Here is an 11,936-nt window from a genome sequence, read left to right as displayed (position 1 = left end):
CCACCGATCCGACGACCCTCGCACCGGGCCAGGAGGTCTACGTCCCGACCGGCGAGCCGGGCGTCATCGGGAGCTGCACAACGGGAATTCCCACTTCTCCGCGCTGAGTTTCACACCCCCGCGGGCGGGGCTCGGAGCGGTTGCTCGGGGCAAGTAGCGTTGACCGCGAGGGCTGCGCGAAGCGGAGGAGGACGCAGATGTCACGGGTGGCGGCGATCGACTGCGGGACGAACTCGATCCGTTTGCTGGTAGCCGATGTGACGGTGCACGAGGACGGTCGGCGCGATCTGCGCGACGTGCACCGCGAGATGCGGATCGTCCGCCTCGGGCAGGGCGTGGACGCCACCGGGCGGCTCGCCGACGAGGCGCTGGCGCGGACCAAGGCGGCGTTGGAGGTCTACGCGCGGATCGCCGTGCGCAAGGGCGTCGAGCGGATCCGGATGGTCGCGACCTCGGCGACCCGCGATGCGTCCAACCGCGAGGACTTCTTCTCCATGGTCCGGGAGACCCTGGGCGTCGACGCCGAGGTGATCAGCGGCGACGAGGAGGCCCGGCTGTCGTTCACCGGCGCGGTCGGCGACCTGGACCCGCTGGACGGCCCGTTCGCGGTCACCGACGTCGGTGGCGGCTCCAGCGAGGTCGTGGTGGGCACCTGGGACGGGGCGAGCGCCGACATCGCGGCCGCGTACTCGGCCGACGTGGGCTGCGTGCGGCTGACCGAGCGCTGCCTGCACAGCGATCCGCCCACCGACGAGGAGGTGCGGGAGGCCGAGAAGGTGGCCCGGCAGGTGCTCGACGAGGCCTTCGCCGCGGTGGACTGCTCGGGCGTCAAGACGTGGGTCGCGGTGGCGGGAACGGCCACCACGCTGTCCGCGATCGCGCAGGACCTCCCGGAATACGATCCAGCCGCCATTCATCTTTCCCGTATTTCCCACAATAGGATTGAGCGAATCACCGAGGAACTGCTCGGGATGTCGCATGACGAACGCGCCGCAATCGGTTCGATGCACCCTGGTCGAGTGGATGTGATCGGTGGTGGCGCGCTGGTGACGAAGGTTCTCGCGGACGAATTGGCGGAGCGCGCGGGGATCACCGGCGTGACTGTCAGTGAGCACGACATTCTGGACGGTATAGCGCTGTCTATCAGCTAGTTCTCACGATGTGGAAGTCCGATTCCAACCTTCGGGTGATAGATCAGCTGTATCGAATCAGAAAGTGACGGCTTTGTGACAGTGCATCGCCGTGATGTGGTTCTCCTTTATGTTTACGCTCGTCTGACGCGGCGGTGAATGTTCCGCCGCGCGTGATGTCTGGGAAGGCGACTTCCGAGCACGCGTGGAAACAGGAGGACGGTAAATGCGGAAACGACGCTTGGTCGCCTGGGTCGCGGCCCCGCTGGCGGTGGGTTTGCTCGCCAGCGGGTGCGGCGGCGGTGGCGGCGGTGGTGGTGCCGAGGACGGCATCGTGTCGGTCAACCACACCGAGCCTGAGAACCCGCTGGTGCCGAGCAACACCACCGAGACCGGTGGCGGCAACGTGCTGAAGATGATGTTCAGCGGCCTGGTGGCGTACGACGAGAAGACGACCGAGCCGTACAACGAGGTCGCCGAGTCGATCGACACGACCGACCACAAGGTCTACAAGATCAAGCTCAAGCCGGGCTGGACCTTCCAGGACGGCAGCCCGGTCACCTCGGAGAGCTTCGTCAAGGCCTGGAACTACGCCGCCTACGCGCCGAACGGCCAGTCCGCAGCGTCCTTCTTCGACCACATCCAGGGCTTCCGGGACGTCAACCCGAGCGGCGGCGAGGACACCGAGGCCGCTTCCGGGCCGCCGCCGGCGGCCAAGGAGATGTCCGGCCTGAAGGTGATCGACCCGCTGAACTTCGAGGTCACCCTCGACGCGCCGTTCACCACCTTCCCGACGATGCTCGGCTACACGGCGTTCATGCCGCTGCCGGAGAGCTTCTTCAAGGACCCGAAGGCCTTCGAGGAGCACCCGATCGGCAACGGGCCGTTCAAGTTCGACTCGCGGCAGCCGAACGCGTTCATCAAGCTCACCAAGTACGACCAGTACGCGGGCCGGGACAAGCCGCAGATCAACGGCATCGAGTTCCGGATCTACAACGAGCTGGAGACCGCCTACCAGGACGTGGTGTCGGGCAACCTCGACTTCATCGACCAGCTGCCGCCGTCGGCGATGGTCGGCGACAAGTGGAAGACCGACCTGCAGGACCGCGGTGAGGCCAAGCCGATCCTGAGCAACAACGCGCTCCAGGTCCCGCTGTACGACCCGCAGTACAAGGACCCGAAGGTCCGGCAGGCCCTGTCGATGGCGATCGACCGCAAGCAGATCACCTCGACGGTCTTCCAGAACAGCTACGAGCCGGCCACCGGCTGGGTCGTCGCCGACGCCATCCCGGGTTACCCGGCCGGTGGCTGCGGCGAGTACTGCGAGTTCAACCCGGAGAAGGCCAAGCAGCTGCTGGCCGAGACCGGCTTCAAGGGCCCGATCAACATCACCTCGAACTCCGATGGTGGGCACAAGGAGTGGATCGAGGCGATCTGCGGCCAGTTCAAGAACAACCTGGGCGTGGACTGCACCTTCAACCCGGTGCCGACGTTCTCCGAGTTCCTGAAGATGCACGACGAGAACGCGCACAACGGGCCGTTCCGCTTCGGCTGGTTGGGTGACTACCCGGCGGCCGAGACCTTCCTGGGCAAGGTCTACCGGACCAACGCGTCGTCGAACTACATGCGCTACGCCAGCCCCGAGTTCGACCAGGCGATGAACCGCGCCGACCAGGCTCCCACCGAGGACGAGGCCAACAAGCTCTACAACGAGGCCGAGAAGATCCTGGCCAAGGACATGCCGTCCATCCCGCTTTGGAACCAGAAGGCCTCCGTCGGCTGGTCCGACCGGCTCGAAGGTGCGACGGTGACCTTTGACCGCATGCTGAACTTCAAGACAGTCAAGCTGAAGTCCTGATCGGGTAAGTCCGGGTCCGGCCCGACCAGTTTGGGCCGGGCCCGGCTTGCGTCCTGGAGGAGGTTCACGTGGGACGCTACGTGCTGCGGCGGCTGCTGCAGCTGATCCCGGTATTCATCGGGACCACGTTCATCATCTACGCCCTCATCTGGGCGTTGCCCGGCGATCCGTTCGCCGGCCGCTGCGGGGACCGGCCGTGCCCGCCCGCGTACATCGCGGAGATGACCGAGAAGTACAACCTGAACGACCCCGTGATCGTTCAGTACTTCAAGTACCTGGGACAGATCTTCCAGGGCGACTTCGGTGAGACCTTCTCAGGTATCCCGGTCAACCAGCTGGTGGCCGACGCGTACCCGATCACCCTGCGACTGGCGATCGTGGCGCTGGCCTTCGCCGCGTTGGTCGGCATCATCGCCGGTATCCTGACCGGTCTGCGCGGGCGCGGGTTCATGGACAACCTCGTGCTGGTGTCGACCCTGTTCCTGATTTCGCTGCCGGTGTTCGTCACCGGTTTCATCCTGCAGGTCGTGCTGGGCACCGAGCTCGGCATCATCAAGCCGAGCGTGAGCTCGCAGGCCACCTGGGGCGAGCTGATCGTGCCGGGCTTCGTGCTGGGCAGCACGTCGATGGCCTACGTCGCCCGGTTGACCCGCACCAGCCTGATGGAGAACAAGCGCGCCGACTACGTGCGCACCGCGGTGTCCAAGGGGCTGGAGCCGAAGCGGGTCGTCGGGGTGCACCTGCTGCGCAACTCGCTGATCCCGGTGATCACGTTCCTGGGCACCGAGCTCGGCTCGCTGATGGGCGGCGCCATCGTCACCGAGGGCATCTTCAACATCCGGGGCATCGGCGGGCTGGTCTACAAGGCCATCCTCACCAAGGAAGGCACCACGGTCGTCGGCATCGTGACGCTGCTGGTCCTGGTGTACCTGCTGATGAACCTGCTCGTGGACATGCTCTACGCGGTTCTCGACCCGAGGATCCGATATGACTGAACAAAGCACTTCCAGTCTGGCTTCGGATCCGGCTCCGTCCGGTTCCGACGCCGCAGCGGCCAAGGCCGCCGCCAAGCTCGAGAAGCCGCGCGGTCTGTGGGGCGACGCGTGGCGCGACCTGCGCCGGCGGCCGACCTTCCTGATCTCGATGGCGATCATCTTCGTGCTGCTGGTGATGGCCGCCTTCCCCCAGCTGTTCACCTCGGTGGACCCGAACCACATGGACCTGGCCCGGTCCCGGCAGACGCCGTCGGAGCAGGCCTGGTTCGGCTACGACACGCAGGGCCGTGACATCTACGCCCGCGCCATCTACGGTGCTCGCGCGTCGATCATCGTCGGTGTGCTGGCGACGGCGCTGACGGTGCTGATCGGTTCGGTGTTCGGCCTGATCGCCGGGTACTTCGGCGGCTGGCTGGACAGCGTGCTGTCCCGGTTCAGCGAGATCTTCCTGGGCCTGCCGTTCGTGCTCGGCGCGATCGTCATCCTGACCACGCTGAACCCGGCCACCGAGGCGCCCGACGCGGTCAAGATCACCTCGCTGGTGATCCTGTCGATCTCGCTGCTGTCCTGGCCGATCTCGATGCGGATCATGCGGTCGGCGGCGATCTCGGCGCGCAGCCAGGACTACGTCAAGGCGGCGCGCGCCCTGGGCGCGGGGTCGGGGCGGATCATCCTTCGGCACCTGCTGCCGAACTGCCTGGCGCCGGTCCTGGTGTACGCCACGATCGCGCTCGGCGCGTTCATCGCCGTCGAGGCGACGCTGTCGTTCCTCGGGCTGGGGCTGCGGTCCCCGGTGGTGTCGTGGGGCGTCATGATCGCCGACTCCCGCCAGTACATCCAGACCTCCCCGCACCTGCTGGCGTTCCCGGCAGCGTTCCTGGTGGTCACAGTGCTGGCGTTCGTGATGCTCGGTGATGCCGTCCGCGACGCGCTCGACCCGAAGCAGAAGTAGGAGAAACCGCTTTGTCTACTGTGGACGAAAAGGACTCGGCGGAGCGCCTGCTGGAGGTCGAGGACCTGCACGTGGAGTTCCGCACCCGGGACGGGGTGGCCAAGGTCCTCAACGGCGTCAACTACCACGTCGACGCCGGTGAGACGCTTGCGGTGCTGGGCGAATCCGGCTCCGGCAAGAGCGTCACCGCCCAGACCATCATGGGCATCCTGGACATGCCGCCGGGTGTGATCACCGGTGGTTCGATCCGCTACCGCGGAGAGGACGTGCTCGCGGCCAGCGACCGCCGGCGGCGCGAGCTGCGCGGCGAGTCGATGGCGATGATCTTCCAGGACGCGCTGTCGGCGCTGAACCCGGTCTACACGGTCGGGTTCCAGATCGCCGAGCAGCTGCGGATGCGCCGCGGCATGTCCCGCAAGGAGGCCATGAAGCAGGCCGTCGACCTGCTGGAACAGGTGAAGATCCCGAACGCCAAGCAGCGCGTGAAGGAATACCCGCACCAGTTCTCCGGCGGCATGCGGCAGCGCGCGATGATCGCGATGTCGCTGGCGCTGGACCCGGACCTGCTCATCGCCGACGAGCCGACCACCGCGCTGGACGTCACGGTGCAGGCGCAGATCATGGACCTGCTCGACGAGCTGCGCCGCGAGCGCGGCATGGGCCTGATCCTGATCACCCACGACCTGGGCGTGGTCGCCGAGGTCGCGGACCGGATCGTGGTGATGTACGCGGGGCGGATCGTGGAGTCCTCCGACGCGTACTCGCTGTACAAGCAGCCGGGCCACCCCTACACCGAGGGCCTGATGCGGTCGATTCCGCGGCTGGACCTCAAGGGGCAGGAGCTGGAGACGATCAAGGGCTTGCCGCCGAACCTGCTGAAGGTGCCGTCGGGCTGCCCGTTCCACCCGCGCTGCCCGCGCGCCGAGGAACGCTGCAGCGCCGAGGTCCCGGCCCACCACAACCTGGGCTTGGGCCGGACCAGCGCCTGCCACTTCGCGGAGGAGTTGATGAGCCGTGGCTGAGCCGATCCTCCAGGTGACGGACCTGGTCAAGCACTTCCCGGTGACGCAGGGCGTGCTGTTCAAGCGCACCATCGGCCAGGTGCGGGCCGTCGACGGCGTGTCGTTCGACCTGAACAAGGGCGAAACCCTCGGCGTGGTCGGCGAGTCCGGCTGCGGCAAGTCGACCCTGGCGCAGGTGCTGATGCGGCTGGAGAAGCCGACCAGCGGCAGCGCGCTGTTCGAGGGCCGCGACATGTTCAAGATGCACGGGGCCGAGCTGCGCAAGCTGCGGCGCGACATGCAGATCGTGCTGCAGGACCCGTACACCTCGCTGAACCCGCGGCGCACCGTCGGCGACATCGTCGGCGAGCCGTTCGAGATCCACCCGGAGGTGGCCCCGAAGGGCGAGCGGCGGCGCAAGGTGCAGGAACTGCTGGAGGTGGTGGGGCTCAACCCCGAGCACATCCAGCGCTACCCGCACCAGTTCTCGGGTGGTCAGCGGCAGCGCATCGGCATCGCCCGGGCGCTGGCGCTGCGGCCGAAGGTGATCGTCTGCGACGAGCCGGTGTCCGCGCTGGACGTCTCCATCCAGGCGCAGGTGATGAACCTGCTCGGAGACCTCCAGCAGGAGTTCGGCCTGTCGTACGTGTTCATCGCCCACGACCTCGGGGTGGTCCGCCACCTGTCGGACCGGGTGGCGGTGATGTACCTCGGCAAGATCGTCGAGATCGGCACGGACGAGCAGATCTACGAGCACCCGCAGCACCCGTACACGCAGGCGCTGCTGTCCTCGGTGCCGGTCCCGGACCCGACCCTGCGCGGCAAGCGCGAGGTCATCCGCCTGACCGGCGACGTCCCGAGCCCGGCGAACCCGCCCTCGGGCTGCCGCTTCCGCACCCGCTGCTGGAAGGCCCAGGACCGCTGCGCGGAGGAGGTCCCCCAGCTGGAGGTCCGCCTCGGCAACCACCCCTCGGCCTGCCACTTCGCAGAAGAACGCCCCCACGTGGTCTCCTGACGAAGACCTGACGAGGAGAAGGGCCTCTCCGGCCAACCGGCCGGAGGGGCCCTTCGCACGTTCACCGATCGAGCGTGCCGTCCTTGATGGCGCGCACGAACGCCTGCCACTGCACGGGGTCGACGGCTAAGTGCTCACCGTCGCGATCCTTGGTGTCCCGAATCCCAACTGCATCAAAGCCAAAACCGACCTCGACGCAGTTGTTGTTGTGCGGGCTGTAGCTGGACTTCCGCCAGTTCGTCATCGCTGGCCTCCAAGACTTCATCGAGCGAACTCGTCGGCGACGCGCAGGATGAACTTCTCGGATTCAACCGGATCTAGCGCAGCCGCTACGAGCTGTTGCCACAGCAGAGTGTAGGCGTGGACATCGTCGTGTCCGTCCAGGTAGCGGCCGTCTGTGAAGTCTTCGACGTAGACGAATTCGAGAGGTCCCGCATTGCCGGGAGATGGCACTCGGAACAGGTTGAAGTCATGCGTCGCACGTGGCGCGGTCGCTGCGTCGAAAGGCAGGACCTGGATTTGAACATTGCGGAGTTTCGCGATTTCAGCAGTGTGGTGGAGCTGCTTCGCCATCAGCTCCCGATCGCCTACGTGGCGTCGAAGCGATGACTCCGACAGGACGAAGCTGACCTGTGGCGCATTCGGCTTGGTCAGGACCGACTTTCGCTCGAGCCGTGCTTCCACGGCATCCTCAGTGGACTGATCGCTGAGTTGTAGTTGAGCTGTTGTGAACAGTGCGCGGATGTACTCCTCAGTTTGGAGCAAGCCGGGCACGATCTCGTTCTGGTACTGGAAGATCGCGGAAGCGTCCGCTTCGAGGTCCACGGCCATGCGGAAGTACTTGGAGTACACGGATCGATAGCCGGACCACCGACCGCGGTCCTGGCTTCCTCGTGCCAGATCGAGGAGTTCGTCCAGGTCGACAGCGTTCGGCACGTGCTGTTCGTAGCCGTTCGCGAGCTTCTTCAGCAGGTGCTGCGGCAATGCGGTGTGGCCGCGTTCGATCCTGCTCATCGTGCTGTTGGTCTTGCCGATGAGCTTGCCAGCAGCGTCGAGGTCGAGACCGGTCTGCTCCCGCGCGTGACGCAGGAGGTGGCCCACGAGAAGTCGCCGGACGGTCGGTGTTGGCATGCCGTAGAGCATCGCACCTGGTCTGCCCACGAGGGTTACACCCTTTCGCGTGGGAGTTGATCGCTTCCCTTGCGCCTCAACTGTAGCTTCAATCACATTAAAGTGGGATTGCAACAAGTTGGGAGATGGCGATGGCTGGGGACTTCTTCGGAGTGGACTGGTTCTGGCGGCCGGTAGGCGTCGGCCGGCACGCGTTCAACGTGACCGCGAAGCGCGCTGAGCCGCATGACTCCGTGAGGTCGTTCTGCGGGGTCGAGGTGGAGGCGTGGCGGGTGCAGCGGCTTCCGCCGGAGTCGGAGTGGATCGACCAGGACACCTGCATGAGTTGCTGGGTGCGGATCAGAGCCCGGTGGTCGTGAGTGCGTAACAGTGTTCGAACACTGTTACGCACTCACGACCATATCTGACCTGCGCAAACGCGCGACTGGACGAAGGAATGGGGATGACGATGTTCTGGCTTCAGGTGAGCACTCTGGTGCTGGTGAACGTGCTGATCGCGAGCATGTTGTTCGTTCGGCCGGCTCGGGCTCAGCACGGTGGTGCTGGGGGTGGGGCGTTGAGCGTGTGGCAGTTGATCGACGAGGTCGAGGCTGAGCGGCGACGACAAGTCGAGGCCACCGGGCGTCATCACTTGAGAACGGATCCCTGAGCTGGTCCGGTGCCCGAATCCCCCGACCTCGCGGGCATCGGACCTTCCCGGTGGGCCGGGCGTCACCCCCTCCCGACGCCCGGCCCGCCACTCCCGGAAAGCTGGTCGACGGTTGACTCTCCAGCGGCTGGAGTCATTACGTTGGTGATGGCTGATCTGCTGTCAGCCCATCACGTCAGGAAGGGACCATGGTCGTTCGAAGTGACACTGGGGGAAGTGATTTGGTCTGCCCTGAATGCGGAGCGCCAGCGAAACCCCGCTCGTGCGAAGAGCTTTTCCAAGACGTGCTCGCGCTCGACCACTCCCGCCGCGCGCCCTGGGGGCCGTTGCACGGCGTCACGGTCTCCTGCTTCCTCCTCCAGCACCCCAGCCGATTGCCCGCCTCCGAGCGCGGCCGGGCCTGGGCGATCCTGAACACCTACGTCGGCGAAGGTCTCGCCGCCACCACACGGCTCACCGAACGAGCCCGTCGCGCCAATTCCCACCGCAACCACGACGCCGCGTTGCCCGACAGCGGACTTGGCATGTCGGACCCACCCGCAGCTTTCGGCGTCACCATCGCCGACGTCGCTCAAGACGGGACCTTTCCCGCCTACGGCTTTTCGGGACGCGTCACGGCCTGGGCCGAGGACATCATCACTGCGTGGCGCGGGGCGAGCGGAGGGCGTTGAGGACGAGTTCGATCTCTTGTGGCGCGCGGTTTTCGGTTGCTGCTCGGCGGTGCATGCCGATGCAGCCGAGGATCAGGGAGTGCAGCTCCGGCGTCGTGATGTCGGTGCGGACCGAGCCGGAGCGCTGGGCTCGTTCGAGGAGGATTTCCAGGGCGGTGTTGAAGCCGGCTTCGTGGCAGGACGCTTCTGGTTGTTGGCCGGTCGATTCCAAGGCGTCGCAGATGTCCTTGTTGAGCGCGGCCTGCTCGATCACCTGGCGGAGGTAGTCGAAGAAGGCCTGCCCCGGGTCGTCGGCTTCCGCCTGTTCGCGGGCTCGGTCGGCCATGCGCTGGATCCGAGTCGAGACGACCGCGTCGAACAGCGCTTCTTTGGTGGGGAAGTGGCGGTAGACCGTGCCCGGGCCTACGCCGGCGCGGCGGGCGATGTCGTCCAGCGGGACGGACAGGCCCTCGGCGGCGAACAGCTCCTGGGCCGCGGTCAGGACGCGATCCCGGTTGCGCTGGGCATCCGCGCGCAGTCGTTTCCCCTGGTTGTTCGTGGTCGTCACGCCCTGACTCTATCGCGTCCGTGGACAACCGGGGCGCGCGTTCCGTATAGTCGCCGAGTAAGCGGGGCGACCGTTCCGCTTAATCCGGTTAGTGGAGGCAGCAGTGTCCACAGGAGACAGGGTCGTGCTCGTCGTCGGTGCCACCGGGCAACAAGGCGGCGCCACGGCGGTCCAGCTGTTGAATCGGGGCTGGCAGGTGCGGGCCTTCACCCGCAGCGCCGCGAACGCCGCGGCTCGACGGCTCGCCGACATGGGGGCTGAAGTCGTCGAAGGCGACATGGGCGACCGCGCGTCGCTGGAGTCCGCGATGCGCGGCGTGCACGGGGTTTTCAGCGTTCAGCCGACCTTCGTCTCGCCCGAGCTGACACCGGGCATGAGTCATGAGGTGGAGGTCCGCTGGGGCAAGAACGTCGCAGACGCCGCGAAGGCCGCCGGAGTCCGGCACCTCGTCTACGCCTCGGGGTTCAACGCCGACCAGGCGAGCGGCGTCCCGACGCTGGAGAACAAGTGGGCGGTCGAACAGCACATCCGTGAGATCGGCGTGCCGGCCACGATGCTCCGCCCGGCGTCGTTCATGGAGAACTACCTGGGGATGCTGCCGGGCCAGTCGGTGGAGAACGGCGAACTGGTCAGCGCCCTCCGCGCGGACGTGGCACAACCGCTGATCGCCTTGGCGGACATCGGGACCTTCGCCGCCCTGGCGTTCGAGAACCCCGACGAGCACATCGGCGGGGCGCTGCAGATCGCCGGTGATGCGCTCACCCCGCCGCAGATCACTGCTGGTCTCTCCCGGGCGATGGGCCGCGAGCTCCGCCACGTCGAGATGCCGCTGGAGCCCCTCCGCGAGCAGAACCCGGTCCTGTACCACGCGTACAAGGCGCTGAACGCGCTGGACCTCACCGCAGTGGACATCCCAGCCCTGCGCGAGATCCACCCGGGCCTGCTCACCTTCGACTCCTGGCTCGCGAAGCAGGACTTCGCGGGGTGAAGGGTCGTGAGCGGCGATGGCCGTAAGAGCAACCATCGCCGCTCACGCAAGATGGCCTGCGCAAACGCGACTTCCGAGCTCTACTTCTCCGCAACGCGTTGCGGGTCGGCGGCGTATTCGGACCAGCCGCCGGGGTAGAGGCGGCCGCGGCCGAGCTCCGCGTGCTCGAGGGTCAGCAAGGTGTGGCACGCCGCGATGCCCGAGCCGCAGTACGAGACGACCGCGGCGCCGTTCTGGATTCCCGCCTTCGCGAACGCTTCGCGCACCTCGGCGGCGGGCCGCACTCGACCGGCGGAGTCGAGGTTCTCGCGGCACGGCACGTTCACCGCGCCGGGGATGTGTCCGGCCTGGGGATCGATCGGAGCTTGCAGGCTGCCGTCGAACCGGTCGGCGTTGCGCGCATCCACGACGACGCCGCTCCACCGGTCGACGTCGTCAACCTCCACTGTGGACTCCGCAGGCCAAGGGATCGCGGTGAACGTGGCGGGTGCAGGCTGCGCCGGGTCTGTTTCGAGCTCCCCGGTCCACGCCGAGATCCCGCCATCGAGCAACGCGGCGCGCTTCCCGAGCGCCCGGAGCATCCACACGAGCCTTGCTGCGATGACGCCACCTGCGTCGTCGTAGGCCACGACGGTCGAATCGTCACCGATGCCGAGGGCCGACATCGCGTGCGCGAACGCTTCCGGATCGGGAAGCGGATTGAGTCCTCGCGATCCGGCGTCACCGGACAAGTGCACGTCGACGTCGACGTGCACGGCGCCGGGGATGTGCCCGCCGTCGTACGCCGCCCGCCCGGATGAGCCGCCCCCGTACCACCGCACGTCGGCAACGAGCACGTCATCCCGGTGCTCTCGAAGCCACGCGCAGTCGACGAAAGGGGGAATGGTCTCCGGAGTTGCCGCAGTCGGGCTCATGTCGTCACAGTAGATTAAGAGTCCATATAACGGGAAGAATTTCCCATATGACGAGACATGATGGTGGAGGTGGTCGTGGGGGGGG

14 protein-coding genes are annotated in these 11,936 nt (G+C 66.7%); 10 read left to right on the top strand and 4 right to left on the bottom strand.

Features of this window, described 5'->3' with window-relative positions; genetic code table 11:
• Nucleotides 1-197 precede the first annotated feature (197 nt).
• The 6 genes from OU415_RS36615 (at nucleotide 198) to OU415_RS36590 (ending at nucleotide 6,951) form a co-directional block, all read left to right on the top strand.
• On the top strand, nucleotides 198-1,151 hold the full coding sequence (locus OU415_RS36615) for a Ppx/GppA phosphatase family protein (RefSeq protein ID WP_270954302.1): 954 nt from the start codon (nucleotides 198-200) through the stop codon (nucleotides 1,149-1,151).
• 205 nt (nucleotides 1,152-1,356) lie between these two features.
• Nucleotides 1,357-2,988 (top strand): peptide ABC transporter substrate-binding protein, encoded by a 1,632-nt coding sequence (locus OU415_RS36610; protein ID WP_270954301.1) that lies wholly within the window; start codon nucleotides 1,357-1,359, stop codon nucleotides 2,986-2,988.
• 68 nt (nucleotides 2,989-3,056) lie between these two features.
• Nucleotides 3,057-3,983 carry an ABC transporter permease gene (locus tag OU415_RS36605; protein ID WP_270954300.1) on the top strand — a complete coding sequence of 309 codons (927 nt, stop codon included), beginning with the start codon at nucleotides 3,057-3,059 and terminating at the stop codon, nucleotides 3,981-3,983.
• Nucleotides 3,976-4,935 (top strand): ABC transporter permease, encoded by a 960-nt coding sequence (locus tag OU415_RS36600; protein WP_270954299.1) that lies wholly within the window; start codon nucleotides 3,976-3,978, stop codon nucleotides 4,933-4,935. The genes OU415_RS36605 and OU415_RS36600 overlap by 8 nt, the downstream gene beginning before the upstream one ends.
• A gap of 11 nt (nucleotides 4,936-4,946) precedes the next feature.
• Complete coding sequence (locus tag OU415_RS36595; protein ID WP_408641986.1) at nucleotides 4,947-5,957, top strand: ABC transporter ATP-binding protein; 1,011 nt, start codon at nucleotides 4,947-4,949, stop codon at nucleotides 5,955-5,957.
• A complete protein-coding gene (locus OU415_RS36590; RefSeq protein WP_270954297.1) occupies nucleotides 5,950-6,951 on the top strand; it encodes an ABC transporter ATP-binding protein in 1,002 nt (333 codons plus the stop codon). The genes OU415_RS36595 and OU415_RS36590 overlap by 8 nt, the downstream gene beginning before the upstream one ends.
• Before the next feature lie 61 nt (nucleotides 6,952-7,012).
• Here the strand turns inward: OU415_RS36590 and OU415_RS36585 are convergent, their stop codons facing one another.
• Both OU415_RS36585 and OU415_RS36580 read right to left on the bottom strand, forming a co-directional pair.
• Nucleotides 7,013-7,195 carry a DUF397 domain-containing protein gene (locus OU415_RS36585; RefSeq protein ID WP_270954296.1) on the bottom strand — a complete coding sequence of 61 codons (183 nt, stop codon included), beginning with the start codon at nucleotides 7,193-7,195 and terminating at the stop codon, nucleotides 7,013-7,015.
• Between the two features lie 17 nt (nucleotides 7,196-7,212).
• Nucleotides 7,213-8,094, bottom strand: coding sequence for a helix-turn-helix domain-containing protein (locus OU415_RS36580; RefSeq protein WP_270954295.1), 882 nt, complete (start codon nucleotides 8,092-8,094; stop codon nucleotides 7,213-7,215).
• A gap of 119 nt (nucleotides 8,095-8,213) precedes the next feature.
• Between OU415_RS36580 and OU415_RS36575 the strand changes: the two genes are divergently transcribed.
• From OU415_RS36575 to OU415_RS36565, 3 genes are all read left to right on the top strand, one after another.
• Nucleotides 8,214-8,441, top strand: coding sequence for a zinc finger protein (locus OU415_RS36575; RefSeq protein ID WP_270954294.1), 228 nt, complete (start codon nucleotides 8,214-8,216; stop codon nucleotides 8,439-8,441).
• Nucleotides 8,442-8,524: 83 nt separating this feature from the next.
• Nucleotides 8,525-8,731 (top strand): hypothetical protein, encoded by a 207-nt coding sequence (locus tag OU415_RS36570; protein ID WP_270954293.1) that lies wholly within the window; start codon nucleotides 8,525-8,527, stop codon nucleotides 8,729-8,731.
• A 284-nt stretch (nucleotides 8,732-9,015) separates the two neighbouring features.
• Entirely contained in the window at nucleotides 9,016-9,402 is a 387-nt protein-coding gene (locus tag OU415_RS36565; protein WP_270954292.1) for a DUF5946 family protein, read from the top strand.
• On the opposite strand, the gene OU415_RS36560 is transcribed toward OU415_RS36565, so the two are convergent.
• A complete protein-coding gene (locus OU415_RS36560; RefSeq protein ID WP_270954291.1) occupies nucleotides 9,368-9,949 on the bottom strand; it encodes a TetR/AcrR family transcriptional regulator in 582 nt (193 codons plus the stop codon). The two genes, OU415_RS36565 and OU415_RS36560, sit on opposite strands and share 35 nt — an antisense overlap.
• 103 nt (nucleotides 9,950-10,052) lie before the next feature.
• Between OU415_RS36560 and OU415_RS36555 the strand changes: the two genes are divergently transcribed.
• A complete protein-coding gene (locus OU415_RS36555; protein ID WP_270954290.1) occupies nucleotides 10,053-10,937 on the top strand; it encodes an NmrA/HSCARG family protein in 885 nt (294 codons plus the stop codon).
• An 80-nt stretch (nucleotides 10,938-11,017) separates the two neighbouring features.
• Here OU415_RS36555 and OU415_RS36550 read toward each other — a convergent pair whose 3' ends face one another.
• Nucleotides 11,018-11,851, bottom strand: a complete 834-nt coding sequence (locus OU415_RS36550) for a sulfurtransferase (protein ID WP_270954289.1) — start codon at nucleotides 11,849-11,851, stop codon at nucleotides 11,018-11,020.
• Nucleotides 11,852-11,936 lie beyond the last annotated feature (85 nt).

This window comes from Saccharopolyspora oryzae (genome assembly GCF_027853915.1).
Classification (GTDB): Bacteria; Actinomycetota; Actinomycetes; order Mycobacteriales; family Pseudonocardiaceae; genus Saccharopolyspora; species Saccharopolyspora oryzae.
This window is presented reverse-complemented; position numbering and strand designations above follow the sequence as displayed.

Excerpts from the sequence above, each read along its gene's own strand:
- OU415_RS36615 (WP_270954302.1), top strand. The coding sequence starts at position 198 with ATGTCACGGGTGGCGGCGATCGACTGCGGGACGAACTCGATCCGTTTG.
- OU415_RS36610 (WP_270954301.1), top strand. The coding sequence starts at position 1,357 with ATGCGGAAACGACGCTTGGTCGCCTGGGTCGCGGCCCCGCTGGCGGTG.
- OU415_RS36600 (WP_270954299.1), top strand. The coding sequence starts at position 3,976 with ATGACTGAACAAAGCACTTCCAGTCTGGCTTCGGATCCGGCTCCGTCC.
- OU415_RS36585 (WP_270954296.1), bottom strand. The coding sequence starts at position 7,195 with ATGACGAACTGGCGGAAGTCCAGCTACAGCCCGCACAACAACAACTGC.
- OU415_RS36580 (WP_270954295.1), bottom strand. The coding sequence starts at position 8,094 with ATGCTCTACGGCATGCCAACACCGACCGTCCGGCGACTTCTCGTGGGC.
- OU415_RS36575 (WP_270954294.1), top strand. The coding sequence starts at position 8,214 with ATGGCTGGGGACTTCTTCGGAGTGGACTGGTTCTGGCGGCCGGTAGGC.
- OU415_RS36570 (WP_270954293.1), top strand. The coding sequence starts at position 8,525 with ATGACGATGTTCTGGCTTCAGGTGAGCACTCTGGTGCTGGTGAACGTG.
- OU415_RS36550 (WP_270954289.1), bottom strand. The coding sequence starts at position 11,851 with ATGAGCCCGACTGCGGCAACTCCGGAGACCATTCCCCCTTTCGTCGAC.